Annotated in this window: 20 protein-coding genes; 8 read left to right on the forward strand and 12 right to left on the reverse strand. The window is 37.4% G+C overall.

Translation table 11 applies throughout. From position 1 onward, the window contains the following. Nucleotides 1–84: 84 nt before the first annotated feature. The gene (locus ABI125_10390) at nt 85–1,548 is read left to right on the forward strand and encodes a TonB-dependent receptor (protein ID XCF05132.1); all 1,464 of its coding nucleotides are present in this window, start codon (nt 85–87) and stop codon (nt 1,546–1,548) included. A gap of 161 nt (nt 1,549–1,709) precedes the next feature. Here ABI125_10390 and bcp read toward each other — a convergent pair whose 3' ends face one another. Next, entirely contained in the window at nt 1,710–2,165 is a 456-nt protein-coding gene (gene bcp, locus ABI125_10395; protein XCF05133.1) for a thioredoxin-dependent thiol peroxidase, read from the reverse strand. A gap of 35 nt (nt 2,166–2,200) precedes the next feature. On the opposite strand from bcp, the gene nth reads away from it, so the two are divergent. Beyond that, nucleotides 2,201–2,860, forward strand: coding sequence for an endonuclease III (nth, locus tag ABI125_10400; protein XCF05134.1), 660 nt, complete (start codon nt 2,201–2,203; stop codon nt 2,858–2,860). 231 nt (nt 2,861–3,091) lie between these two features. Here the strand turns inward: nth and ABI125_10405 are convergent, their stop codons facing one another. Next, complete coding sequence (locus ABI125_10405) at nt 3,092–3,676, reverse strand: sigma-70 family RNA polymerase sigma factor (GenBank protein XCF05135.1); 585 nt, start codon at nt 3,674–3,676, stop codon at nt 3,092–3,094. 237 nt (nt 3,677–3,913) lie between these two features. Between ABI125_10405 and uvrA the strand changes: the two genes are divergently transcribed. After that, entirely contained in the window at nt 3,914–6,700 is a 2,787-nt protein-coding gene (gene uvrA / locus ABI125_10410; protein ID XCF05136.1) for an excinuclease ABC subunit UvrA, read from the forward strand. Nucleotides 6,701–6,702: 2 nt separating this feature from the next. On the opposite strand, the gene ABI125_10415 is transcribed toward uvrA, so the two are convergent. After that, complete coding sequence (locus ABI125_10415) at nt 6,703–7,287, reverse strand: HPP family protein (GenBank protein XCF05137.1); 585 nt, start codon at nt 7,285–7,287, stop codon at nt 6,703–6,705. 122 nt (nt 7,288–7,409) lie between these two features. Here ABI125_10415 and ABI125_10420 point away from each other — a divergent pair, with 122 nt between their 5' ends. Beyond that, complete coding sequence (locus ABI125_10420; GenBank protein XCF05138.1) at nt 7,410–8,306, forward strand: LysR family transcriptional regulator; 897 nt, start codon at nt 7,410–7,412, stop codon at nt 8,304–8,306. Here the strand turns inward: ABI125_10420 and ABI125_10425 are convergent. Continuing rightward, complete coding sequence (locus tag ABI125_10425; protein XCF05139.1) at nt 8,303–9,172, reverse strand: cupin-like domain-containing protein; 870 nt, start codon at nt 9,170–9,172, stop codon at nt 8,303–8,305. The genes ABI125_10420 and ABI125_10425 overlap by 4 nt on opposite strands. A 222-nt stretch (nt 9,173–9,394) precedes the next feature. Here ABI125_10425 and ABI125_10430 point away from each other — a divergent pair, with 222 nt between their 5' ends. After that, nucleotides 9,395–10,579, forward strand: a complete 1,185-nt coding sequence (locus ABI125_10430) for a hypothetical protein (GenBank protein ID XCF05140.1) — start codon at nt 9,395–9,397, stop codon at nt 10,577–10,579. A gap of 84 nt (nt 10,580–10,663) precedes the next feature. On the opposite strand, the gene ABI125_10435 is transcribed toward ABI125_10430, so the two are convergent. The 4 genes from ABI125_10435 to ABI125_10450 are packed head-to-tail and all read right to left on the reverse strand — an operon-like array spanning nt 10,664 to nt 16,122. Continuing rightward, nucleotides 10,664–12,118, reverse strand: a complete 1,455-nt coding sequence (locus ABI125_10435) for a lipopolysaccharide biosynthesis protein (GenBank protein XCF05141.1) — start codon at nt 12,116–12,118, stop codon at nt 10,664–10,666. Then, nucleotides 12,119–13,396 carry a glycosyltransferase family 4 protein gene (locus tag ABI125_10440; GenBank protein ID XCF05142.1) on the reverse strand — a complete coding sequence of 426 codons (1,278 nt, stop codon included), beginning with the start codon at nt 13,394–13,396 and terminating at the stop codon, nt 12,119–12,121. Then, nucleotides 13,389–15,827 (reverse strand): YfhO family protein, encoded by a 2,439-nt coding sequence (locus ABI125_10445; protein XCF05143.1) that lies wholly within the window; start codon nt 15,825–15,827, stop codon nt 13,389–13,391. Before ABI125_10445 ends, ABI125_10440 begins: the two co-directional genes overlap by 8 nt. Nucleotides 15,828–15,858: 31 nt before the next feature. Then, a complete protein-coding gene (locus ABI125_10450; GenBank protein ID XCF05144.1) occupies nt 15,859–16,122 on the reverse strand; it encodes a DUF4834 family protein in 264 nt (87 codons plus the stop codon). Nucleotides 16,123–16,264: 142 nt separating this feature from the next. Here ABI125_10450 and ABI125_10455 point away from each other — a divergent pair, with 142 nt between their 5' ends. Together ABI125_10455 and ABI125_10460 are read left to right on the forward strand one after the other, a co-directional pair. Then, entirely contained in the window at nt 16,265–17,275 is a 1,011-nt protein-coding gene (locus ABI125_10455; GenBank protein ID XCF05145.1) for a transporter, read from the forward strand. A 26-nt stretch (nt 17,276–17,301) separates the two neighbouring features. Then, nucleotides 17,302–18,423, forward strand: coding sequence for a GTP cyclohydrolase (locus tag ABI125_10460; GenBank protein XCF05146.1), 1,122 nt, complete (start codon nt 17,302–17,304; stop codon nt 18,421–18,423). 55 nt (nt 18,424–18,478) lie between these two features. Here ABI125_10460 and ABI125_10465 read toward each other — a convergent pair whose 3' ends face one another. The 3 genes from ABI125_10465 to ABI125_10475 all read right to left on the reverse strand — a co-directional run bounded on the left by ABI125_10465 (nt 18,479) and on the right by ABI125_10475 (nt 23,156). Beyond that, nucleotides 18,479–19,738, reverse strand: coding sequence for an aminotransferase class I/II-fold pyridoxal phosphate-dependent enzyme (locus ABI125_10465; GenBank protein ID XCF05147.1), 1,260 nt, complete (start codon nt 19,736–19,738; stop codon nt 18,479–18,481). 249 nt (nt 19,739–19,987) lie between these two features. Then, nucleotides 19,988–21,028, reverse strand: a complete 1,041-nt coding sequence (locus ABI125_10470; protein XCF05148.1) for a cysteine synthase family protein — start codon at nt 21,026–21,028, stop codon at nt 19,988–19,990. Between the two features lie 76 nt (nt 21,029–21,104). Continuing rightward, nucleotides 21,105–23,156: a S9 family peptidase gene (locus tag ABI125_10475; GenBank protein XCF07899.1), complete on the reverse strand. Its 2,052-nt coding sequence runs from the start codon at nt 23,154–23,156 to the stop codon at nt 21,105–21,107. A 98-nt stretch (nt 23,157–23,254) separates the two neighbouring features. Here ABI125_10475 and ABI125_10480 point away from each other — a divergent pair, with 98 nt between their 5' ends. Next, a complete protein-coding gene (locus ABI125_10480; GenBank protein XCF05149.1) occupies nt 23,255–23,578 on the forward strand; it encodes a YbaB/EbfC family nucleoid-associated protein in 324 nt (107 codons plus the stop codon). 175 nt (nt 23,579–23,753) lie between these two features. Here ABI125_10480 and ABI125_10485 read toward each other — a convergent pair whose 3' ends face one another. Further along, nucleotides 23,754–24,911 (reverse strand): ATP-grasp domain-containing protein, encoded by a 1,158-nt coding sequence (locus ABI125_10485; protein ID XCF05150.1) that lies wholly within the window; start codon nt 24,909–24,911, stop codon nt 23,754–23,756. Nucleotides 24,912–25,016: the final 105 nt, after the last annotated feature.

Consider the following 25,016-nt stretch of genomic DNA (forward strand, 5'->3'; position numbering starts at 1 on the left):
ATTTTTAGCCAAAAATAAGGTTATTTTTTCGTTTGAAATAGTAATTTAATATCTTTACTTTTTATTGAATTTAACCTGAAAAGCATGGAGATTACTACAAAAGGAGATAAAGAGTTTGATGATATCCCATCGTTAAAATCTAAGGCATTGCGCATCAACCTAAACGAAAATATTTACGGTACATTTGCCGAAATTGGAGCCGGACAAGAAACTTGCCGGCATTTTTTTAGGGCCGGAGGTGCTTCTGGAACTATCGCCAAGGCGATGTCTGCCTACGATAAGGATTTTAGTGACGCTATTTACGGCGCTGAGGACGACGGTCGCTATGTAACACAGCCCCGTTTACGCAAAATGCTGGCCCATGAAATGAATCTCATTGAAACCAGGCTAACCCGTGAAAAAAACCCGAACAAAATATTTTTCACGTACGCGAACACAGTAGCCACTATCGATTTTGCCAAACAGTTTAAAGGTCATGGCTGGGTAGGCATTCGTTATCAAGTTGAAGCCGGAGGCGATTATAACGAAATAATCCTTCACCTTCGTTTTAAGGAAACCGATGCTAGACTGCAACAAGAAACTTTAGGTATACTTGGCACCAATCTTATTTACGGTGCTTTTTACAAGTATAATGAGCCAAAAAAATTACTGCGCTACCTCTACGATCATTTGGATAAAGACCAACTGGAAATAGACACCATAAATTTTGCAGGCCCTGTTTTTAAAAATGTGGACAACCGATTAATGAGTTTGCAATTGGTTAAAAACGGTATGACCGATGCGGTAATGTTTGGCCCCGATGGCACCAACGTATTACCCGCTAAGGTTTTCTACAAAAAGAATATTTTGGCACTTCGCGGAAGCTTTAGGCCTGTAACCAAAGTGAATATGGAAATGTATGAGAAATCATACCAAATGTTCATCAAAGAAAATAAGGTAGACAAGGATAAAACGGTTACGGTTTTTGAAATTACGCTATCCAACCTAAGGGCTGAAGGAGAGATTGATGAACAGGATTTCATTGATAGAGCAGATTTGTTATGCTCTCTAGGGCACTCGGTTATGATATCCAACTTCCAGGAATACTTCAAGGTGGTTGAATACTTCTCCAACTACACGAAAGCCCGAATGGGACTTGCCATGGGTGTTAGTAATTTGATTGAAATTTTTGATGAAAAATATTATCGTCACATTAGCGGAGGTATTCTGGAAGCTTTTGGCAAATTATTCTTTAAAGATTTAAAAGTGTACTTGTACCCCATGCTCGACCCCGAAACTGGAGAACTTATTAATAGTGAAAATTTAAAAGTGTATCCGCGAATGAAAGAGTTGTACAAATTCTTTAAGTACAACGGAAAGGTACTCGATATTAAAGATTACGACTCAGATATAATGAATATATTCTCTCGAGAAATTTTACGAATGATTTCTGAAGGAGAAGTTGGCTGGGAAGACATGGTTCCTGAAGGCGTTGCTGAACTGATTAAGGATTACCGACTTTTCGGCTACACACGAAAGCCGCTCACCCTAAGCAGGCGTAGAAAATAAAACAACAAAAAAAGCTACTTAAAAAGTCTTGAATATTGTCAGTTTGAGCGCAGTCGAAAACATTAGCATATTGATTTTTAATGCATTTCGACTACGCTTAATGTGACAAACAGGTACAATTTAAACTTTAAAGACCTCTTTTTCACACTATCATTCATTAACTAGCTTTCCAATATTTGGGCTGCGTGGTCTTTTGTTTTAACCTTATCAATAACACGCTCTACTACTCCGTTTTCATCAATTAGAAATGTTTTTCTGTGGATGCCGTCAAACTCGCGCCCCATAAATTTCTTAGGCCCCCAAACGCCAAATGCATTGATTACCTCTTTGTCTTCATCAGCCAATAACGGAAACGGAAAATCATATTTATTTTTAAAATTAGACTGTCGTTTCTGGCTATCGGCACTCACTCCTAATAGTTCATACCCTTCACCTTGTAAGGCTTTATAGTTATCCCTTAAGTTACAAGCTTCGTTGGTACAGCCAGGTGTACTGGCCTTGGGATAAAAAAACACAATTAACTTTTTTCCTTTATAATCACTTAGTGAAACTATGTTTCCTTGTTCATCCTTTACCGAAAAATTTGGCACGGCATCACCTTGCTTTAATGTATTCATAGTATTAACTTTGGTTTTTCACAAATGTACAATTTATGACCAAGACAGAGAAGGTTGAATTTGTTATAAAAACCTTAAACGAACTCTATCCCGAAATTCCCATTCCGTTAGACCACAAAGACTCTTACACATTACTGATTGCCGTATTAATGTCGGCACAAAGTACCGATGTGCGCGTAAACCAGATTACACCACTGCTTTTTGAAAAGGCCGACAACCCTCACGACATGGTAAAACTTTCGGTTGATGAAATTCGCGACATTATTAAACCTGTTGGCTTATCGCCAATGAAAAGCAAGGGCATCTACGGTTTATCAAAAATTCTTATTGAAAAACACAACGGTGAAGTACCCCAGAGTTTTGAGGCCTTGGAGGCGCTTCCTGCTGTGGGGCACAAAACGGCCAGTGTGGTAATGTCGCAAGCCTTTGGTGTACCCGCTTTTCCAGTCGATACGCACATTCACAGACTGATGTTTCGTTGGAACTTGAGCAACGGTAAAAACGTCAACCAAACTGAAAAGGATGCCAAACGCTTATTTCCAAAAGAACTTTGGAACGATTTGCACCTTCAGATTATATGGTACGGGAGGGAATATTCGCCGGCAAGAGGCTGGGATTTGGAAAAGGACATCATTACCAAAACCATTGGCAGGCAATCTGTAATTAACGAATACCATAAAACAAAAAAGCCCTGATTTTTCAATCAGGGCTTTCATAAACTCAATTTTGAAGTGCTTCAAACTTCAAATTATTACAACTTATAACACTTAAAGCCTTAGAATAGTTTAGAAGAAAATTAACCGTTTCTTCCTTCGGTTGTAATTTTTCTATTTTATTAATAGAATTCTCAGAGTAAAGTTTTGCCATTTTATCAATTTAAGGGTTAATTCAAATCAATAACGCAACAAAAATTACTTTATTGTATTTTAATTCGTCAAAACGATATTATGTTTATCAATTATTTTTCTCAAGTTGATCAAAGCATAACGCATACGCCCTAAAGCCGTGTTAATGCTCACCCCTGTCCTATCCGATATTTCCTTAAAACTCATATCGTTATAAATACGCATCAGCAGCACTTCTTTTTGGTCTTCGGGCAATTCTTCAACCAAGCGGCGAACATCATTTTCAACCTGTTCTTTTATAATACTCTTTTCAGCATTCAATGAGGAATCGCTCAGCACAGAAAAAATACTGAATTCACCGGCATTATCAAATTTGGGCATTCTGTTATTTTTTCTAAAATAATCAATAACCAAATTGTGCGAAATACGCATTACCCAAGGCAAAAACTTACCTTCTTCATTATACGACCCTCGCTTAAGGGTACGTATCACTTTAATAAAGGTATCCTGAAAAATGTCTTCAGCGACATCTTTATCGTAAACTTTCGAATAAATAAAACTGTAAACTTTTTGTTTATGCCTAACAATTAAGGTCTCAAGAGCTGTTTCGTTGCCCTTAATATAGCTACTTACCAAAGCAGCATCGGTAATAAGTTCGTGTTGCATAATATTTACTTTTAGTGCATAGAAACAAAGGCTTCTTAGCTTGGGGTTAAATGTTTAAAAGTAAAATTATGCTATAGGCAGAAATTGATTTAATGGCTATTATCTTCCCAAAGATAACAACAATCGTTCCTAAAAAACAAAAATTAATGATTATTTTTAACGTTTCGTTAAGCAATATTGCATTTTTTATGCTCGGTTCGTTATGCTATCTTTGCAGGATTATTGCCTTTAAAACCCATGAATACTAGCATTTCTGAAGTAAACCCCAAAGAAAACATCATCATAAAAGGTGCAAAACTGCACAACCTTAAAAATATTGATGTTGTTATACCCCGAAATAAATTAGTGGTGATTACGGGTCTTTCCGGCTCGGGAAAATCCAGTTTGGCGTTCGACACGCTTTATGCGGAAGGCCAGCGTCGTTACGTTGAAAGTTTATCGAGTTACGCCAGGCAATTTTTAGGTAGACTGAACAAACCAAAAGTCGATTATATAAAAGGTATTGCACCGGCCATTGCCATTGAACAAAAGGTGAATTCCACCAACCCGCGTTCAACCGTTGGTACGACAACCGAGATTTATGATTATTTAAAACTATTGTTCGCCAGAATCGGAAAAACCTATTCGCCCGTTTCTGGTGATGAAGTTAAAAAAGATACGGTTACCGATGTTTTAAACTACCTAAAATCATTCCCCGAAAGGGCAAAATTGTTGCTGCTCTCTCCCATATATTTGGAAGAAGGCCGCAGCATGGAAAACAAAATCAAAACTCTGTCACAGCAAGGCTATGCCAGACTGAAGGTGAACGGCGACGTTTTAAGGATTGACGAAATAGAATCGGTTTCTGAAAAAGACGAGGTGTTGTTGGTAGTTGATAGGATCATTACCAAAGACGACGAAGATTTCTTCAACCGGTTGGCCGATTCCATTCAAACTGCTTTTTTTGAAGGCAAAGGCGAATGTTTTATTGAAACCCTATCAGACCGAAAACAGCGGCAATTCAGTAATAAATTTGAATTGGATGGCATTAATTTCCTGGAACCGAATGTACATTTGTTCAGTTTCAACAACCCTTATGGCGCCTGCCCAAAATGCGAAGGTTATGGAGATATTATTGGAATTGACGAAGATTTGGTGATTCCCAACACAGGGCTTTCGGTTTACGAAAACGCTATTTTTCCGTGGCGTGGCGAAAGCATGAGTTGGCATAAAGACCAATTGGTGAACAATTCCCATAAATTTGATTTCCCCATTCATAAGCCCTATTTTCAGTTGAGTGCCGAACAAAAACAATTGATTTGGGATGGCAATAAATATTTTGAAGGCTTAAATTCCTTTTTTGAAGAACTGGAGGCCAAGGCATACAAAATACAAAACCGGGTGATGTTGTCGCGCTACCGCGGAAAAACAAAATGCAAAGCCTGCAACGGAAAACGCTTGCGCCCCGAAGCCAATTATGTTAAAATTGCGGGTGCCACCATTACCGATTTAGTGGAAATGCCGCTGAGCAAACTGGCGAGTTTCTTCAAACAATTGGAATTGAACGATTACGACACCAAAATTGCCGACCGATTACTGAAAGAAATTAATAACCGCCTCTCATTTTTAGCCAATGTAGGTTTGGATTATTTAACACTAAACCGAAAATCGAATACGCTTTCGGGTGGTGAAAGTCAGCGCATCAATCTGGCCACATCGTTGGGTAGTAGTTTGGTGGGCTCGATGTATATTTTAGATGAACCTAGTATAGGCTTGCATCCCAAAGACACAGAACGGTTGATTTCGGTATTGAAATCATTGCGCGATTTGGGCAATACCGTTATTGTGGTTGAGCATGATGAAGATATTATGAAAGCCGCCGACACCATTATAGACATAGGTCCCGAAGCGGGGACTTTTGGTGGCAGCGTGGTGGCCGAAGGCAGTTTTACCGACATTTTGGCTTCCAACTCCCTAACCGCCCGATACCTCAATGAAGATTTGAACATTGAAGTGCCACAGGCCAAAAGAACATCAAAATATTACGTGGATGTTATTGGCGCTCGTGAAAACAACCTGAAAAATATCGATGTACGTTTTCCTTTGGGAATGCTTACCGTGGTTACGGGTGTTTCTGGTAGTGGAAAAAGTACTTTGGTAAAAAAGATACTATTTCCGGCATTACAAAAAGAACTCACCGATTTTGGCGACAAACCAGGGCAGTTTTCAAAATTGGATGGGAATTTCAAAAACATCCAACACATCGAGTTTGTTGACCAAAACCCTATTGGGCGGTCGTCACGATCTAACCCGGTGACCTATATAAAAGCTTATGATGATATACGGGCACTGTTCTCAAAACAAAAATTGAGCAAAATTCGAAACTACCAAGCCAAGCATTTTTCATTTAATGTGGATGGCGGACGCTGTGAAACTTGCAAAGGCGAGGGCGAAGTTACCATTGAAATGCAATTTATGGCCGATGTGCATTTAGAGTGCGATACCTGTAAAGGCAAACGCTTTAAAAAAGAAGTTCTGGAAGTCACTTTTGCCGACAAAAGTATCGACGACGTTTTAAACCTCACCATTGATGATGCCATTTTATTTTTTGAAAAAACTGAACAAACCAAAATAAAAAATAAACTTCAGCCATTGCAAGATGTTGGGCTAGGCTATGTTACTTTAGGGCAAAGCTCCTCTACCCTTTCAGGAGGGGAAGCCCAACGTATTAAACTCGCCACCTTTTTGGGTAAAGGAAGTAACAAAGAAAGAGCCCTTTTCATATTTGATGAACCCACAACTGGGCTTCATTTTCATGACATCCAAAAACTATTGAAATCGTTTAACGCCTTAATTGAAAAAGGGCACTCTATTATAGTTGTTGAGCACAATATTGATTTAATAAAATGTGCCGACCATATTATAGATTTAGGGCCCGAAGGGGGCGAAAATGGCGGAAATCTTGTAGCCTCAGGTACTCCCGAAGAAATAGTAAAGTGCAAATCTTCAGAAATTGGAAGGTATTTAACCCCGAAACTTAATTAGGACTAGCGTTTCTTTTGCCACGGAAAATTCACGTACCTACCTTTAACAGGATAAGATCTGTTACTTGTAATATTATTGAACACCAAAGCTACAACCAACAAGATAAGCGTTCCGGTTAGCACCGGCGCCAAAACATACCAATACCCCAAACTCTGAATTTTTTCTCCACCGATAACTGCTATTAGGGCTGCTGCTCCACCGGGCGGATGCAATGTTTTGGTGTACTGCATCACAACAATGGAAAGGCCTACCGCCAACGAAGCCGCTAACCACAAAATATCTGGGAATAATTTTGCCACACTCACACCTATAATCGCTGAAATAATATGTCCGCCAATTAAATTTCTGGGCTGTGCCAACGGACTTTGTATTTCCCCATAAATCAATACGCTTGAAGCTCCAAACGAACCTATTAAAAACAAACTTTCTACCTCTGGCAAGAAACGAGATTGTGTTATGGCTATTAAGCCTATGCCCATAAACGCACCAATAAAAGACCAAAACTTTTCTTTGTAATCTACCAAGGTTTCCTTGTATAAAATGTATTTAGAAAGACGAATGGTTCTATTTATCTTCTGTTTTATCATAGATATTTTTTGCAATATTATAGAATATCAACACGATTTTCACCTTAAATAATTGAATGATTCTAATTTATAATTGAAATAAAATCAAGCATCAATCCTTTACAAAATTGTAGTTTTGTCAAATGGAAATAAAGTATTTCAAACTCATAAAAACCATTGCCGAAGAAGGAAGTTTGGCCAACTCTACTTCAAAATTGTTTTTGACCCAGTCTGCCTTAAGCCATCAACTAAAAGAATTGGAACTGCAATTGGGCTTTAAAGTATTTTTTAGGGCCCGCAATAAATGGACGCTAACCGAAGAGGGCACGGAACTTTACCATATAGGTAACAATGTGCTTGAAAGCATTGAAAAAGGTTTAGATAACATAAAGCAAATACAAACAAAATCTACCGGTTCCATAAAGGTAAGCACCGAGTGTTTCTCGTTTTACCATGGTTTTCCTCATTTTATTCAAAAAATGGGGAGGCTGTACCCCGAAATTAATATTGAATTGATTTTGGAATCCACCCATCAGCCCATTGAAAAATTACAATCTAAAGAAATTGATGCAGCAATTGTTACCTCAAAACCCACAGACAAGAATCTAATAGGTTTCAAGTTTTTCGAAGATGAAATTTTCGCCATTATGCACAAAGAAAATACTTTGAATGACAAAAAATACTTAGCCGCAGACGATTTTACCAACCAGCATTTAATCATCCACTCCTACCCGCTTGAAACCGTATCGGTTCACGAACAATTTTTAAAACCCAATAAAATTTCCCCGTTAAAAATATCTGCTGTACCGCTCACACAGGTAGCCCTGGAAATGATTGATTCCAACTTAGGAATAACCTGCATGCCCAAATGGGCTTTAAAGGCATTTAAACTTTCTGAAAACTTAGTTTACAAGCAAATAGGCAAAGGTTTGAAAAGGAATCATTATTTAGTAATCCGGAAAAGTGACGAAAACAAAAAACACATGAATGATTTTGTTTCAAACTTTAAAGAACACTTTTTGTTAGTTTCTTCAAATTAACCGAACTTACTCAACACTTTACCATCAACCTCTTTATGGCAAGTACAATTGCCTTTTTTATAGTATCCTCGACAATGTAAGCTGTACTGGATACTCTCAATAGTTTCAGTAAAAAGCACATCAAATAAAAGCGCACCAAAATTACTGATGCTTATTGAAGTATCTAATGATTTTACATAGTGCCACCATTTCTTAGGAATAAACAGCACGTCACCAGGCTCTAAAATCGTGCTGAAAAACTCAACATTTTTAAACTTGGGGTGCTTAGACTCGTCGTAATTATTAATATCTACTTCGCTTGACGTAGCCCCTAATTCAAACTTATCACTTATGTACATATTTTTGTTGTCCTTGGGAGCTACCAAAACAACCTGTTTTCGGCCTTTCACTTGAGCCAACAAATTATTTAAAGAATCATAGTGCAATCCTGTTACCGTACCCTCCGGGCCAATCCAAGCATAAATATTATTTTTTCTGGTAAATTGTGTTAATATGGATAAATCGACATCCTTTTTTAAATGTGGAAAGCGATCAAAAATATTAAACAACGTGAGATATGCCCTGTCTTTTTTGTCCTTATGCTCTTCTTTAATTATACTTTCTATGTAGGTTTTTAAATTTTCTTTTACAAAGTTGGTTTCCTGCTGATTATTCGCCCCAATTTCTAAAGATACCGGATTTTTCACTTCAAGATTTGCTAAAAAATCGAGCGTCCATTTTTCCTTGGCCACCCAATTATCACCATATCCTTTTAGCACCACTGGCCTATTCTTATTTAAATAATATTTTTTAAACCGTTGCGCATCAAAATCTATTGTTTCCTCAATAGGTTTACTCTTTGATAAAATCTGATCTAAAACATCCATAAAAAATAGCTTACAAGATTAATACATTCTAAATTATGTGCATTAAGCGATATAAACAAATAAAAATTAACTTAAACGGTAATATGTAAAATTTTAGGATTAAAAACGCAAATATGTAAAAAAACTGAAAAACAACATCATAAAACACCTAAAATCCCCTTTCTGCTTTTTGGCACGCTGTTTGTAATTCTTTAAACGAGTTACATTTTAAAACTATATATTATGAAAAAGTTTATATTCTTATTAGCAGGTTTAACCCTTACAGGGTTTTCCGTTAGCGCAGCCACAACCACCAATTCAGAACATTTAGAGGAAATCAACATCTACAATAGAGGTTATGGCAACTCTTTCATATTTGTTGAAAACGGCATTGAGTTTTCTGTATTCCCAGATGGGCAATTCGATTTTAATATTTTACATAACAACCCACGTTTTAGCGTTTCCATTGGGGCGCCTAACGTTAATTTAAGTTTTAATTCTGGATACAACTATAGCGCCTATGTGCAATATGATGAGTTTGGCGCTATTATTCAAATTGAAAACACACCCATTTTTTACGATTATTACGGTAGGATTAGCCAGGTTGGCAACATTAATGTGTTTTACAATAATTTCGGGTATGTATCTCGTGTAGGCGGACTTTACGTGCACTATAACAGGCGAAATGTATTTTCGCACTGCACTGGTTTCATCAATGTTTATAACAGAAACTATGTTTACAGACCTTGGCACCGCTACTATAGCGTACCAGCTTATGACTACTGCGTGGTTTACAACAGACCATACAGGCGTTACTACAAGCCTGTTCGGTATGTTTATAACAGACCATTTTACAATAATTATAGACCGAGAACATCTGTAGCTTCAAGACGTGGACATGCCATTAACCGAAACAGGAGTTATGCTACCGTAAATCGCAGTAAACGAAATATTACCACGGTAAACAGAAACACCACTTCCAGACGTTATGTAACACAAAACGAAACGACTCGTCGAAACAGTAATAATATTATAAAAAGAAATACTCCAAATGTGAAAAGGCAAGTCGTTAAGCGGGAAAACAATAAAGTGGTAAGAACACCATCAAGGAACAATTCCCAAATTAACAAAACCCAAAGAACAAGAGAAACTGTTAGAAATACCCCTAACAGAAACAACAACTCTAGCTACCGGATTTCAACACCACATAAAAATAATACGGTAGTACAAAAACCAAAAAGCACAAATAAACGTACATATACTAGAAGTTCAAACACAAGAAATGCCCAAGTTACACAACGCAAAGCAGTTAATAAACCAAAAACGGTTCAAAAACGCACAGTAACAAAGGCGACAAATAATAAAAAGACTAGAGCCGCAAATAACACAAGCCGCTCTAATAACAATACAAGATCAAGACGATTTTAAAAATTTTGGTTGGTTAGTTTGGAAAGCCCTGTGATTAGTTTGCCTCAAAGCAACATCGCGGGGTTTTCTCTTTTAAAAAGCATCTTAAATTTTAATGTAGCGTTTGATCAATGCGGTAATGTCTTCTGAAAAATCAAACTTTAAAACTACAAAAGCATAAACCGCTGTAATTAATGCTGATTTTAAAGCGATGTTAACAACAGGATGGAACGGAAACTCCCAAAAATAAAACAGCAGTATATTAAATAAAATAAGCCCTGCTATTTTTAAAGTAAAGCGTGTAAATGGAAAAATTTTAAACTTTCGGTAAACGAAATACAACTTAACCGAATTGTATAAAAAAACCGCTAAAAAAGTAGCCAATCCTGCGCCATTGATGCCCAATTTGGGAATAAACACCATATTGAGCAATACCATCAAAATGACCAATGCTACCCCCAAAACCAAAACCATTCTGTAGTAGTCACTATTGAACAGGATGGCATTATTGCTCCCCAACAACGAATCGTACAGTTTGGACAAACTAATGATAAACACCACAAAAAGCCCTACGCTAAATTCCTCTGGAATTATGCGATACAACTGATTGATATTTAAAACAATCAGCAAAAAAATAAATCCGCCAACAATAAAAAGATTTAGCGAGCTTTTTTTATACAGGTCGCCCAGAGCTTCAAAATCCCGTTCGTTTAAATATTTAGCCGATAAAGGCAATAATATTTGATGCATGGCCCGCTGGGGCACAGCTATAACCGCCGTAATATAAATGGCCACATTATAATAGGCTATTTCTTCAATTTTGATGTACTGCCCCAACATCACTTTGTCTACATCCAAAAGTATGGTAGCAATGGAACCAGCTATTATAATTAAAAATGAATACTTTAAAATCCGCGATAATCCGTTAATCTTTTTAAAAGTAAGTACTGGCCAGCGAACACTGAAAGCAAAAATTTTCATCACCAACATCCGCAATACATAAACCACAACCAGCCCAACCATAAATTGCTCAAGATTTATCCATTCAAAATGAAGGGAAAACAGTAATACCATCGCCCCTGCCCTATGAAATACTTCTTTCATAAAGTTACCGAACACGGTTTTCATCTGCACTTTAGACCAAGCAAAAAACACTTCAAAATAAGCCAAAGCAATCGCTATAACTACGGTGTGCCATAAATAATCCTTAATAATGGCATTGGTTTGCGATAGAAAATTGCCAATAAAATCATAAGATGAATAAATAATAAACACCAACGGAATGATCACAGTAATAGGCAAAAACAACATCAGCGTTAAAAAACCATTTACCGAAATCCGAGTTTTAAAAGTAGAATAAAATTTCACTAAAGTATTATGAACCCCAAAAGCCATGAGCGGCATAATGACGTAGGCCAAAGAGAGCATGTAGCCTACCATGCCATAATATTCATCACTTAAAAATTCGGTGTAAAGAAACAGGGTATTAATTGCTCCAATAAAAAAGCCCAAATAGGTAGAAATAATGTTTTTAAAGGATTGTAGTGCAACTATGCCCATTTATAATAATTTTGATAAAGATTGCGTTAGCGCTTCCCGGTGGTACTTTTGCAAACCTATGGGATACGACTGTATGCCTTTATTTTTATACGCGTCGTAATACTGTAAGATAGTATTTTTTAATGAACCATAATCACTATAATAAAAATATTGCCCGGTATTGGTTTCCCTGATGATTTTTTCAACATCCGAGCCTTTTGGCCCCAATGCGATTATCGGCCTATTGGAAACCATGTATTCGAACAATTTACCTGGAATGATGCATTGGGTGTCTTCGGAATCAATTTCAACCAACAACAATAGTTGTGATTTTTTTTGAAACACAATTGATTCTTTGTGTGAAACATAACCAATTTCATTTACATAATCACTTAAACTGTATTTTTTAAGTGAATTCTTTACATTTTCACTCACTGCACCGACCAAATTAAGCTGAAAATCTTTTGAAAAATCAGCGTTTTCATTGATTAATTCAGCCAAAACCTTCCACAAATTTTCAGGATTTCTTTTAGACAACAGCGAGCCAATATGTGCCAAAGTAAATTTTTTGTCCATTTGAAAATCGACCATAGCTTCATCGTCATAACCATTAGTGATAACCTCGATAGGCTTATTTGTTAATTCTTCAAACTCGTTTTTTGTCACTTCACTAGTAACAATAATCTGGTCTGCCGTATTCAAAACCTGCTTTTCCAAAAGCTTATGTTTGTTTGCAGACGATTTAGTTAGTTTCAATGCTTTATGATACCCAATAGTAGTCCAAGGATCCCTAAAATCTGCCAACCATTTAATATTCAATCTGTTTTTCAACTGCAAACCAATTAGATGCAAACTATGCGGCGGCCCCGTAGTGATTATGGTTTCTATATTTTCAGTTTGAATATATTCCGAAAGAAACTTTACGGATGGATTTACCCAGCCCACTCTTGCATCTGGAATAAAAAAGTTACCCCGTACGAAAAGCATTAATTTATCAAGAAGCGATTGCTCTTTCTCTTCAGGAATAATTCCTTTACTGATGGTTTTTGATGACTTATTCGAGAACACTTTAGCCAATCTATAAGGCTCTTTTATGGGCTGTTTCAGTATTGTGATGCCATTTGGAATTTCTGACTCTAAACTATCGTCAACCAAAGGATAATTGGGCTTTTCAGGAATATACACAATAGGCTCAACACCAAACTGAGGCAGATATTTAACGAATTTCAACCAACGTTGCACGCCTGGCCCGCCGGCTGGTGGCCAATAGTAAGTTATAATGAGTACTTTTTTAGGCACTTTTACTCCTATTAAACTCGTAAAACAATCCGCCGACCAACAACAGCACAAACAATATCGAACCCGCTAATGAAATTGAACTCCCGGTTTTAACCACGTCTGGCTCGAATTTAAATTCAATAACGTGTTCTCCCTTCGGAATCGGCATGCCTCTTAAAATGTAATTGACGCGCATGTGGTCAACGGCTTTTCCGTCAATAAATGTTTTCCAACCATCAGGATAATAAATCTCAGAAAACACCGCAAAACCATCGTTTTCATTATTCGATTGATACTTTAAATAATTAGGCTTAACTTCTTTTATTTCAATATTTGAAAGTGAATCCAAAGGATCATAATTAGTTTCCAGTCCATCCAAAGATTCCAATGATTTTTGAGCAGAATAAATCGCCTTATTTTTATTATCCAAACTATCCAAAGCCAGAATTTCTTCATTGGCAGAATTGACTTTTTCTAAACTTTCTACAAACCAAGCTGCTCCGTTGGCCTCATCATTTTTATACGGAAACGCATTGCCCTTTTCATCTTGCGCCACAATGTATTTTGCATTGAGCATATTGAGCACGTTTAGGTTGTTTTTTGACACATAAAAACTAAACACTTCACTGTACCGCCTTAATTCAGCTGCGTTATAACCGTTTAGTGAATTATGGAAATACGATGGTTTTGAAGGCCCCGAAACCAAATCGAACACCCGATAATGCGACTTGTCTTTTAAAATGAAATTATCAACCTCGGTAGCTTCAAAAGGCTTGCTCATAGCTATGCTAGGCACAAAATCATCATCGTTGACATAACGCCTGTCCACACCAACCAAGTCGAACAAAATCAAAATGGCAAAAGCACCGATTACCCATTGCTGTTTCCATTTTTCCTTTAGGAACATAAAAATAGCCCCTGCAGAAAGCAGCACCAAAACCAAGCTTCGCATCGTATCTTCAACAAATAAGGTTTTTCTATCTTCCTTAAGCGCATCGACAAAGGCTTGTCCGTAGTTTTGGCGGTAAAAACCATCATTTACACCAACAAAATCAAATAACAAGGATTTAAACAGCAAAAAAACCAATGCCAATCCACCAGCAATGGCAGTGGCATATTTTAGCGCCTTCAGTTTTTCTTCTTTCTTTTCAAAATCATTAAATAAGCGCACCAAACCGAAAACAGCAAGCACTGGAACACAAAGTTCTAAAAGCACTTGAATAGAAGTTACCGCCCGAAACTTGTTGTACATTGGTACATAATCGATAAAGAAATCAGTTAAAAAACCTAGGTTCTTTCCGTAAGACAATAGCAACGAAAACACGGTGCCGCCAACCAGCCACCATTTTAATCGGCCTTTAACCAAAAACAAAGCGAAAACAAACAAAAATAAAACCACAGCCCCTACATAAGCGGGCGCCTCAACAATGGGTTGGTCGCCCCAATACATCGGTGCCCGTTTGGCTTCTTGTGCAGCTTGCGTGGTAGTAGCGCCTAATTTCCTAAAAGCATCGTAGGTTGCAGAATCTTTTCCAACGTCTTCGGCATTTCCGCCACCCATAAATCTTGGGATAAATAAATTGAAGGTTTCGGCAAACCCATAACTGAATTGGGTTATATAATCTTTGCTCAACCCCGAGGATAAATTTTCCTTCGGAGAGCCATCGGCATTAATGGTCAACTCGCTTTTACTACGCTTGCTTTCCTTCACATATTCGCTAGTGGCCAAAATGTTAGTCGCGTTCAAGGCTATAGACAAAACAACCGCAGCGGCCATTATGCCGACAGATTTAAAGTAATGCGGCAACAATTTCTTTCTGTAAGCATCAACCAAATACGCTATTCCAAGAATAATAACGAGAAACATTAAATAATAAGTCATCTGGAAGTGATTGGCCACCAGTTCCAACCCCATTGCCACCGTGGTTAATAAAAAGCCTAACACGTACTTTTTCCTAAAGACCAGAATAACACCACTAAGCACCAACGGCATGTATGCTATAGCATGCGCCTTACTATTATGCCCCACGCCTAAAATTATGATTAAATACGTTGAAAAACCAAAAGCCAATGCGCCCAAAGCGGCTAGTTTAAAATCAACTTTTAATGCAAGTAACAACACATAAAACCCTATGAGATAAAGAAATAAATAATCGGCAGGACGAGGTAAAAACCGAAGCGCTAAATCTAATTTTTTAATGTAGTTATGCGGGTAACGCGCACCCAATTGATAGGTGGGCATCCCTCCAAAAGCAGCATTGGTCCAATAGGTTTCTTCGCCAGTTTCGGCTTTGAAATCCTTTTGTTGCTTGCTCATTCCAATAAACTGTACAATATCGTTTTGATATATAGCCTTTCCCTGTAAAACGGGATAGAAATAAGCTAGAGAAACAACAACAAACCCTAATAAAATAAGTATGTGTGGAAGGAATCTTTTAAAAGAAAATGGCATGAATTTTTTTTAAGAAAAATGAAATCGAAAATTAATCAATTTCTTCGAAATCCACATAATCCCCAACCTCTTTATTTGAAGTTTTCCTGTTTGGAATTTTATCAATGGTTACTTCGCCTTCTTTTTTCACGGATTCTTTTCGGCCAGTATTCTGAAAGTTACCAAACTGCCCCCCAAAACGTTCTTCCGCTTTTTTCGCGGCATATTTCACTAAAAAAGGCGCAAAAATCCGAGATAATATTTTTATGGCATAATAAACCAGAGCTATAATGAGTATGGTTCTTAATAAACCCATTTTCTTTTTGTTTGAAATTTAAAACAAAAATACAATTCTACTGGTTTAATTACAGTTGAAAAATGATAAAAAATCTATAAAATATCTATATTTGGAAATGCTTTTAACCAAAATCTCACAAGATTTAGCAAACCTACAATTCATGAGCCCATTAAAATCTGCTTTACTCGTTTTATTAAGCCTCACAGCTCTCCAAGGCTTTTCGCAATATACAGATGTTATTAATTCCAACCGTCCCGGTGTTTCACGGAGCGCCTTTTCAGTAGGCACCAATGTAGCCCAATTGGAAGTTGGCCCCTATATCATTAAAGAAGAGCGCACTCCTGCCCCAGCATACGATGTTTCCGGTTTCGGAATTGATTTTGCCGCTCGCTACGGACTGTTTTTTGAACAACTGGAAATTAACATTGAAGGCACCTACCAAAACGACACCAAAACATTTGCATCGAACTTTAATGCTGAAGAAGACCGCGCCAACTTTAAGTTTGCAGCCATTGGGGCAAAATACCTACTTTACGACCCTTATAAAAATGCAGAAGAAGACAAACCCAATCTTTACAGCTGGAAAGCCAACCGGCAATTTAAATGGAAAACCTTAATTCCTGCCGTTGCCATTTATGCGGGTGCTAACTATGATACCGAAAACAACCCATACACCGCACCTGGCATTGAAGGTTTTAGTCCAAAAGTGATGATTGCCACCCAAAATAACTTTTCGGGCGGATGGGTTTTTGTAATGAATTTTATAAAAGACCGTATTGGAACAGACCAATCCGATTTTCAATATATTTTAACCTTGACACATTCTTTCAGTCCAAAATGGGTTGTTTTTGGTGAAACGCAAGGTATTAAGAGTGATTTTTACGCCGATAACCTCTTTAGGTTTGGCGGCGCCTACTTGCTGGGAAAAGATTTTCAATTGGATACAGCACTAACTTTTAACACCAAAGACACGCCTTCTGTTTTCAGTGTAAATTTCGGAATGTCTTACCGATTGGATTTCCACAAAGACAAAGAAGTGGATAATGGCACTTCGATGGAAGACGAACTGCAACGCCGAAACAACAGAAATAGAAAATCGAAAAAGAGTAAAAAAGACAATATTGACGAACCTTTGCAAAGAAGACAAAAAACAGAAATAGATTTCAACTAAATTATAAACCAACCCTACCAAAACCAATGGTAACACTCAAAGAAGTAAAAACTAAAAAAGAGCTTAAAGCCTTCGTAAAGTTTCCTTTCTCCATATACAAAGGCTCAAAATACTGGGTGCCCCCCATCATCAGCCAGGAAATGAAAACCTTCGACAAAAATGAAAATCCCGTTTTTAACGATGCCGAAGCCCGATTGTTTCTAGCATATAAAAACAATGAAATTGTTGGCCGAATTGCCGCTATTACCAATTGGTTGGAAATAAACGGACAAAACCAAAAGAAAATGCGCTTCGGGTGGTTCGATTTTATAGATGATTTAGAAGTATCTAAAGCACTACTCGACCAAGTGGAAGCCATTGGAAAGGAACACAATTTGGAATATGCCGAAGGCCCCGTTGGGTTTTCAAATTTGGACAAAGTTGGGGTTTTAACCGAGGGCTTCGACATTATTGGCTCTATGATAACCTGGTACAACCACCCTTATTACATAAAGCATTACGAGGCAGCGAACTTTAAAATTGAAAAATCGTATAGCGAAAGTCGATTTCCATTTTCAAACGTAAAGCCCGAGTTTTTCCTTAAAGCGAATGAACTAATAAAACGACGATACAAGGTTAGAGCTTTAGACTTCACTTCTACAAAAGATGTGATGCCTTATGCCGATAGGATGTTCGACCTGTTTAATGAAACCTACGCGAAACTGTCCTCATTTGTTGCTATTAACGATATTCAAAAAGCGTATTTCAAAAAGAAATTTATTGGTTTTATAAATCCCGAATACATCAAGTTTGTCATGGATGAAAACGACGAAATGATAGCTTTTGCCATTGTTATGCCATCGTTTTCAAAAGCATTACAAAAAATGAACGGCAAACTGTTCCCATTTGGTTTCAGGCATATTTTACACGCAAAAAAACACAGCAAAGATGCTAGTTTTTATTTGATTGGCGTACACCCCGATTACCAAAACAAAGGTGTACACGCAGTTATTTTTAACCAGTACTACCACACCTTTAAACAAAAAGGAATAGAGATGTGCTACAGAACCCCAGAATTGGAAGACAACGAAGCCATAAAGAAAATATGGAAACATTTTGACCCTGAAGTTTATAAACGAAGAAAAACCTACAGAAAAGATTTAGCATAAAAAAAATCCGATTCTAAGTTTAGAATCGGATTTTTTATTGGTATTTATTTCTATTTTACTCCCCCATCGCTGCCATAACCGCAGCTGAAAGACGCTTGTAAGTTCCGTTATTCAATCGTTCCCTAATAGCATCAAAAGCATCAAGCGTTTCACGAACATCCTCTAAAGTATGTGTTGCTGTAGGAATCAATCTTAATAAAATCATTCCTTTAGGTATCACCGGGTAAACCACTATAGAACAGAATATTCCGTAGTTTTCACGCAAATCCTTAACCAAAGCCATAGCCTCAGGAATACTTCCTTTTAAGTAAACAGGAGTCACACAACTTTGGGTTGTTCCAATATCAAAACCACGCTCTTTTAAGCCCGACTGCAATGCGTTAACATTCTCCCAAAGCTTCGCTTTTAGCTCTGGCATGGTTTTCAACATTTCCAAACGTTTCAATGCACCAACCACCAATTGCATTTGCAATGATTTGGCAAACATTTGCGAACGTAAATTATATTTTAAATAATCAATGATTTCTTGGTCACCGGCAATAAAAGCTCCTGTACTGGCCAACGATTTTGCAAAAGTAGCAAAGTACACGTCGATATCATCCTGTACGCCTTGCTCCTCGCCCGCCCCAGCGCCTGTAGCACCTAAAGTACCAAAACCATGGGCATCGTCAACAAACAATCTGAATTTGTATTTCTTTTTAAGTGCAGCAATTTCTTTTAATCGCCCTTGCTCACCACGCATACCAAATACACCTTCAGAAATCACTAAAATCCCTCCTCCGGTTTGCTCAGCCATTTTCGTGGCACGCTCCAAGTTTTTCTCTAAACTTTCAACATCGTTGTGTTTGTATGTAAAGCGTTTCCCCATGTGAAGACGAACACCATCAATAATACAAGCATGCGCATCTACATCATAAACAATAATATCGTCTTTGGCAACAAGTGCATCAATGGTTGATACCATACCTTGATAGCCAAAGTTTAAAAGATAAGCTGCCTCTTTGTTTACAAAAGAAGCCAATTCATTCTGAAGTTTTTCATGCAGATCGGTGTGTCCAGACATCATTCGCGCTCCCATAGGGTACGCCGATCCGTATTGTGCAGCCGCCTCAGCATCTACTTTTCTTACCTCTGGGTGGTTGGCCAAGCCTAAATAGTCGTTTATACTCCAAGTAATCACTTCTTTTCCTTGAAATTTCATTCGGTTAGAAATTTCCCCTTCCAATTTAGGAAACACAAAGTAACCTTCAGCTTGGGAAGCCCATTTCCCTAATGGCCCTTTGTCTTTGTAAATCTTATCAAATAAATCCTTCATTTACTAAAATCTTCTTATTGCTAATTAAAGTTAAAACGTAACTACAACCAAATAAACGCTTTATGGGAATACAACACCGTGTGTTTAGAAAATTCAAAGAAAGCTTTAGCTCTTAGTTAGTTCGTGCAAAATTAAATATTTATCTGCTTTGAACATAATTTTTATTGTTCAATTATTGATAAAATAAAAAAAGAGATGCCATTTTGCTTTTGTCGCAAAAAACATCTCTTTTATTTGCTTGATATATTCTTATTTTATGTACTGGATGTTTTGCGCCGAAGCCTCATTAACACTATCAAAGAAGCCTTGGTCTTCCATCCATTTATCGCTATAAACCTTGCTCATATATCGTGCGCCATGATCGGGATAAATCACCACCACATAATCGCCCTTTTTAAATCGGTTTTCCTCTCCCAATTGCAACAACGCCTGTGTGGCAGCACCCGAAGTATAGCCAACAAACATCCCTTCGGTTTTTGCGATTTGCCTTGCGGTATGTGCGCTATCTTCGTCAGTTACTTTTATAAACTCGTCGATAACATCAAAATCTGTTGCCGCTGGAATTAAGTTCTTTCCTAAACCTTCAATTCGGTACGGATAGATTTCCTTTTCATCAAACTCACGGGTTTCGTGGTATTTTTTCAAAACCGATCCAAAAGCGTCCACCCCAATAATTTTAATATTTGGATTTTGCTCCTTTAAATATTTGGCCGTACCCGAAATGGTTCCTCCGGTACCACTACAAGCTACCAAATGAGTGATTTTACCTCCGGTTTGCCTCCATATTTCTGGGCCAGTAGAATGATAGTGCGCATCAATATTCAACTGATTGAAATATTGGTTTATATAGATAGACCCCTTCATTTCCTCATGAAGCCTTCTGGCCACCTGATAATATGAACGTGGATCGTCTGCACTTACATGCGCGGGACAAACATAAACCTTTGCCCCCATGGTTTTTAGCATATCAATTTTGTCTGGCGACGACTTTGAACTTACCGCCAAAACGCAATCGTACCCCTTGATAATACTCACCATAGCAATACTAAACCCCGTATTGCCCGAAGTGGTTTCTATAATAGTATCACCCGGAGAAAGAATGCCTTGTTTTTCAGCCTGTTCAATAATATAAAGTGCTATTCTGTCTTTTGAAGAATGCCCTGGGTTGAAGGATTCAACCTTTGCATAAAAATCGCCATCAAATTTGGAAGCTATTCTATTGAGTTTAACAAGCGGTGTGTTGCCTACTAAATCTAATACATTATCAAATACTTGATTTCTGTGTTCCATATAAGCTTTTTAAAAACTGCCCATTTTTTCAAATGAAAATGCAGCCTAAAATCGAACAAAAATAAAACTTTTTTTTTTACTGACCATGAATTCCTTCTAAATCTAGTAAAAAGGCGTACTCTAGGGCCACTTCCTTTAAACTCTCAAAACGCCCAGAAGCACCGCCATGCCCCGCATCCATATCGGTATGCAGCAGCAATTTATTATGGTCTGTTTTTAGCTCACGTAACTTCGCTACCCATTTTGCAGGCTCCCAGTATTGTACTTGAGAATCGTGCAAGCCGGTAGTGACCAACATATTCGGGTAGTCTTTAGCTTCAACATTATCGTAAGGTGAATATGATTTCATATAATCGTAAAACTTCTTTTGATTGGGGTTTCCCCATTCGTCATATTCTCCAGTTGTTAGAGGGATAGTATCATCTAACATCGTAGTTACCACGTCAACAAAGGGTACTGCTGCCAAAACACCGTTATAAAGTTCGGGATTCATATTTATTACCGCCCCCATGAGTAATCCTCCAGCTGAACCACCGTAAGCATACAAATGCTTGTTCGACGTATATTTTTCTTCGATTAAATATTTTGAACAATCAATAAAATCGGTGAAGGTGTTCTTTTTGGTCAACAATTTTCCGTTTTCGTACCAATCCCTTCCTAAATATTCACCACCACGAATATGCGCAATGGAATAAATGAATCCACGATCCAATAAACTCAATCGGATGCTAGAAAATGAAGGGTCTATAGTAGAGCCGTAAGAACCATAAGCGTATTGGAGCAACGGATTGGAGCCATCTAACTTCACTCCTTTTCTGTACACCAACGAAATTGGGATTTTAACACCATCTCTTGCGGTGGCCCATACACGCTTTGATTCGTAGTTTTCTTTGTTAAACGTACCACCTAAAACCTGTTGTTCTTTTTTTATTTCACTTTGTTTCGTCTTGAAATTATAATCGATAACCGCTGTTGGAGAAGTTAAGGAATTGTACACATAACGTAACACCGGACTTTCAAAATCGGAATTATTGCCCACGTAAGCCGTGTAAGTTTCAGAATTGAACGGCAAGTAATAATCCTCGTTTCCGTCCCAACTCATTATTCGTAATTTATTGAGTCCGTTTTCCCGCTCATTCAGCACCAAATAATTTTTGAAAATTTCGATATCCTCTAAAAGCACTTCTTTTCTGTGTGTAATAACGTCTTTCCAATGTTCAATTCCTGTTTTGTTTTCATCGGTTTTTGAAAGTTTGAAATTGGTAGCGCCATCGACATTCGAAATAATATAAAAACTGTCATTATAATGGGATACTGAATATTCCATATCGGGCATACGCTCTTGAATAATCCTAAAATCGCCATTCGGCGTATCGGCATTCAGTACCCTGTATTCCGAAGACAATGTACTGGACGAACCAATAACAATATATTTCTTTGATTTACATTTGTACACAAACGTATGGAAAGTTTCATCGGTTTCGTGGTACACCTCTGCATCAGTTTTGGTATCGGTATGCAGTTCATGCTTAAAGATTTTATGCGAACGCAGGGTTACTTCGTCCTTCATCGCATAAAACAAAGTTTTGTTATCGTTGGCCCAAACCACACTACCAGTGGTATTCAATATTTTATCGGAGAACACCTCGCCTGTCACTAAATTTTTAACCTGAATGTTGTATTGGCGCCTGCTCACGGTATCCACCGAAAAGGCCGCCATGGTATTATCAGGGCTTATGGCTATGCTTCCTAAATTAAAGTATGCGTGCCCATGGGCCATTTTGTTACAATCGAACAATATTTCTTCCGGTGCATCCAAAGAGTCCTTTTTTCGAGCATAAATAGGGTAATCCTTTCCTTTTTCGTAACGTGTTAAATACCAGTATCCGTTGAGTTTATATGGCACCGAAGTATCATCTTCCTTTATCCTGCCTTTCATCTCTTCGAACAACTGCTTTTGAAACGCTTCGGTGTGTTCCATTTGCTGCTTCGTATAAGCGTTTTCAGCATTTAGGTAGTCTATAACCTCTGGGTTTTCACGGTCATTCAACCAATAATAATTATCAATTCTAGTATCGCCATGAATACTTAACCTTTCAGGTATTTTTTTTGCTACTGGGGCTTGCATGATATTTTTCAACGGAAACAATTTTATTCTTGAAATTTAAGGGCTCAAAAATAGGAAATTTATATAGTTTTGCATGGCAACTTCAAAATTAAAAAGATATGTTTGGTGATATGATGAACATGATGGGCAAACTAAAAGAAACCCAAAAGAAAGTAGAAGAAACCAAAAAGCGATTGGATACCGTTTTGGTTGACGAAAGCAGTAAAGACGGAAAGTTAAAAATTACTTTAACGGCCAACCGAACCATAAAATCTATTGAAATGGCCGACGAATTGCTTGAAGACAAAGAGCAGCTTGAAGACTACTTAATCCTTACCCTAAACAAAGCCATTGAAAAAGCTACCAAAGTGAATGAAGCCGAGCTGGCAGCGCTAGCTAAGGAAGGCATGCCTAATATTCCGGGGATGGATTTGTTTAAGTAGAATACCCTAAATATTTTTTTGATAGACTTAATTTCAAGTTTGGCTTCTTAGATTTTTAAACGAAAATAACCAATTATCCTTCTACCGAAAAAGAATATAAAGTTTAATAGATAAAGACACCAAATCATAGCTGATTTACATGGGCCATAAATTAATAAGCCCTCTTATTTTCGAATTACCTAAAAACACTTTTCAATTTGTTAAAAACAATACTCAACATAGGTTTTGGATCTGTTAAATAATATTTTAAAGGCGTATTTCCAAGAATAAATTTTAGGTTGAATACAAACCACTTGTTCTTTTTTATGGATTTACTCAATCCTATTAAATTTAAAAACTTAGTTTGTTGAAACTTCGGTTGGTTAAACTCAACTCCCAAAAAGGACAAGCAGTACAAAAAAGGGAAATTTATACCAGCAATTTCGGAAGCTTCGGTGGTTTCCCAAAACCTAGGGTTGATTTCAACAACTTTATAACTCCCATCACTTTTATCGTACCGCATATCGATATGGGCCACACCATTCCAGTTTAGTGATTTCATTAAACGCTTCACCACGTTAAGCATGTCGTCCCTGTATAAAAATTCAACCCCTACATTGGGTCCAAATTTTTCAGTCCCAGCTAAAAAGCCTTTTTGAATAGTATATGCCAAAATTTCTCCGTTTTTACACAAAACGCTGCAATCAATATCATAACCTTCAATGTAACTCTGAATCAAATAAGGCACTTCCACCGTATTTGAAGAATAAAACGATTGCATAGAATCATTATCTTCAAATTTATGTATACCACGACCACCTCCATAGCCTTCAAGGGGTTTTAATATAATAGGGAAATCAATAGGTGATTTTTTGCAAATCTCGTATTTTTCAAACAGAAACGTACTTGGAGCGGAAACACCATGCTCTTTCATATGCTGAGCCAAAGCGCCTTTGTTGTTCGATAGCAAAAAATGCTCTAAACTGGGCAAAAACACCAGCTTTTCATTTTGTAGAATTTGATTTTTAAATTTAATTGCAGCCTGTATCCCAAACTCATCAAAAGGTAAAATAATATCTATCTTAAACCTTTTCATTTCTGTGTTTAAGTTAGCAACCCATTCCTCTTCTGATTTTGCCTTTGGGTAACTGGAAAAGTTTTTGATTTTATTCGATTTTCTAACCTCTGCCTTCGGGTTATTTGAAATTACATAGATATTTACCCCTCTTTTTCGGGATAAACAATTTACTACAAAAGGCAGTAAGTTACTATCGCCTTCGGGAAGTAACACAGAAAATTTAGGATAGCTTTTTTTCATGTAAACTGGTAGCGAAGCACTTAAAGCTGGCTTCAATTTATTTTTATTCAACCGAAAAATAGTAATTATATTTAACAGTAAAAACAAAAGCTAGATAATCCAACTTTCTACCCATTAAACACTATTTTTGCAAAAAACAAA

Source organism: Tamlana crocina, assembly GCA_040429635.1.
Lineage (GTDB): Bacteria > Bacteroidota > Bacteroidia > Flavobacteriales > Flavobacteriaceae > Flavisericum > Flavisericum crocinum.

Coding starts and splice junctions, on each gene's coding strand:
- uvrA (XCF05136.1), top strand. CDS start 3,914: ATGAATACTAGCATTTCTGAAGTAAACCCCAAAGAAAACATCATCATA.
- ABI125_10480 (XCF05149.1), top strand. CDS start 23,255: ATGTTTGGTGATATGATGAACATGATGGGCAAACTAAAAGAAACCCAA.
- ABI125_10415 (XCF05137.1), bottom strand. CDS start 7,287: ATGATAAAACAGAAGATAAATAGAACCATTCGTCTTTCTAAATACATT.
- ABI125_10405 (XCF05135.1), bottom strand. CDS start 3,676: ATGCAACACGAACTTATTACCGATGCTGCTTTGGTAAGTAGCTATATT.
- bcp (XCF05133.1), bottom strand. CDS start 2,165: ATGAATACATTAAAGCAAGGTGATGCCGTGCCAAATTTTTCGGTAAAG.
- ABI125_10430 (XCF05140.1), top strand. CDS start 9,395: ATGAAAAAGTTTATATTCTTATTAGCAGGTTTAACCCTTACAGGGTTT.
- ABI125_10475 (XCF07899.1), bottom strand. CDS start 23,156: ATGCAAGCCCCAGTAGCAAAAAAAATACCTGAAAGGTTAAGTATTCAT.
- ABI125_10390 (XCF05132.1), top strand. CDS start 85: ATGGAGATTACTACAAAAGGAGATAAAGAGTTTGATGATATCCCATCG.
- ABI125_10460 (XCF05146.1), top strand. CDS start 17,302: ATGGTAACACTCAAAGAAGTAAAAACTAAAAAAGAGCTTAAAGCCTTC.
- ABI125_10435 (XCF05141.1), bottom strand. CDS start 12,118: ATGGGCATAGTTGCACTACAATCCTTTAAAAACATTATTTCTACCTAT.
- nth (XCF05134.1), top strand. CDS start 2,201: ATGACCAAGACAGAGAAGGTTGAATTTGTTATAAAAACCTTAAACGAA.
- ABI125_10445 (XCF05143.1), bottom strand. CDS start 15,827: ATGCCATTTTCTTTTAAAAGATTCCTTCCACACATACTTATTTTATTA.
- ABI125_10450 (XCF05144.1), bottom strand. CDS start 16,122: ATGGGTTTATTAAGAACCATACTCATTATAGCTCTGGTTTATTATGCC.
- ABI125_10425 (XCF05139.1), bottom strand. CDS start 9,172: ATGGATGTTTTAGATCAGATTTTATCAAAGAGTAAACCTATTGAGGAA.
- ABI125_10420 (XCF05138.1), top strand. CDS start 7,410: ATGGAAATAAAGTATTTCAAACTCATAAAAACCATTGCCGAAGAAGGA.
- ABI125_10465 (XCF05147.1), bottom strand. CDS start 19,738: ATGAAGGATTTATTTGATAAGATTTACAAAGACAAAGGGCCATTAGGG.
- ABI125_10470 (XCF05148.1), bottom strand. CDS start 21,028: ATGGAACACAGAAATCAAGTATTTGATAATGTATTAGATTTAGTAGGC.
- ABI125_10455 (XCF05145.1), top strand. CDS start 16,265: ATGAGCCCATTAAAATCTGCTTTACTCGTTTTATTAAGCCTCACAGCT.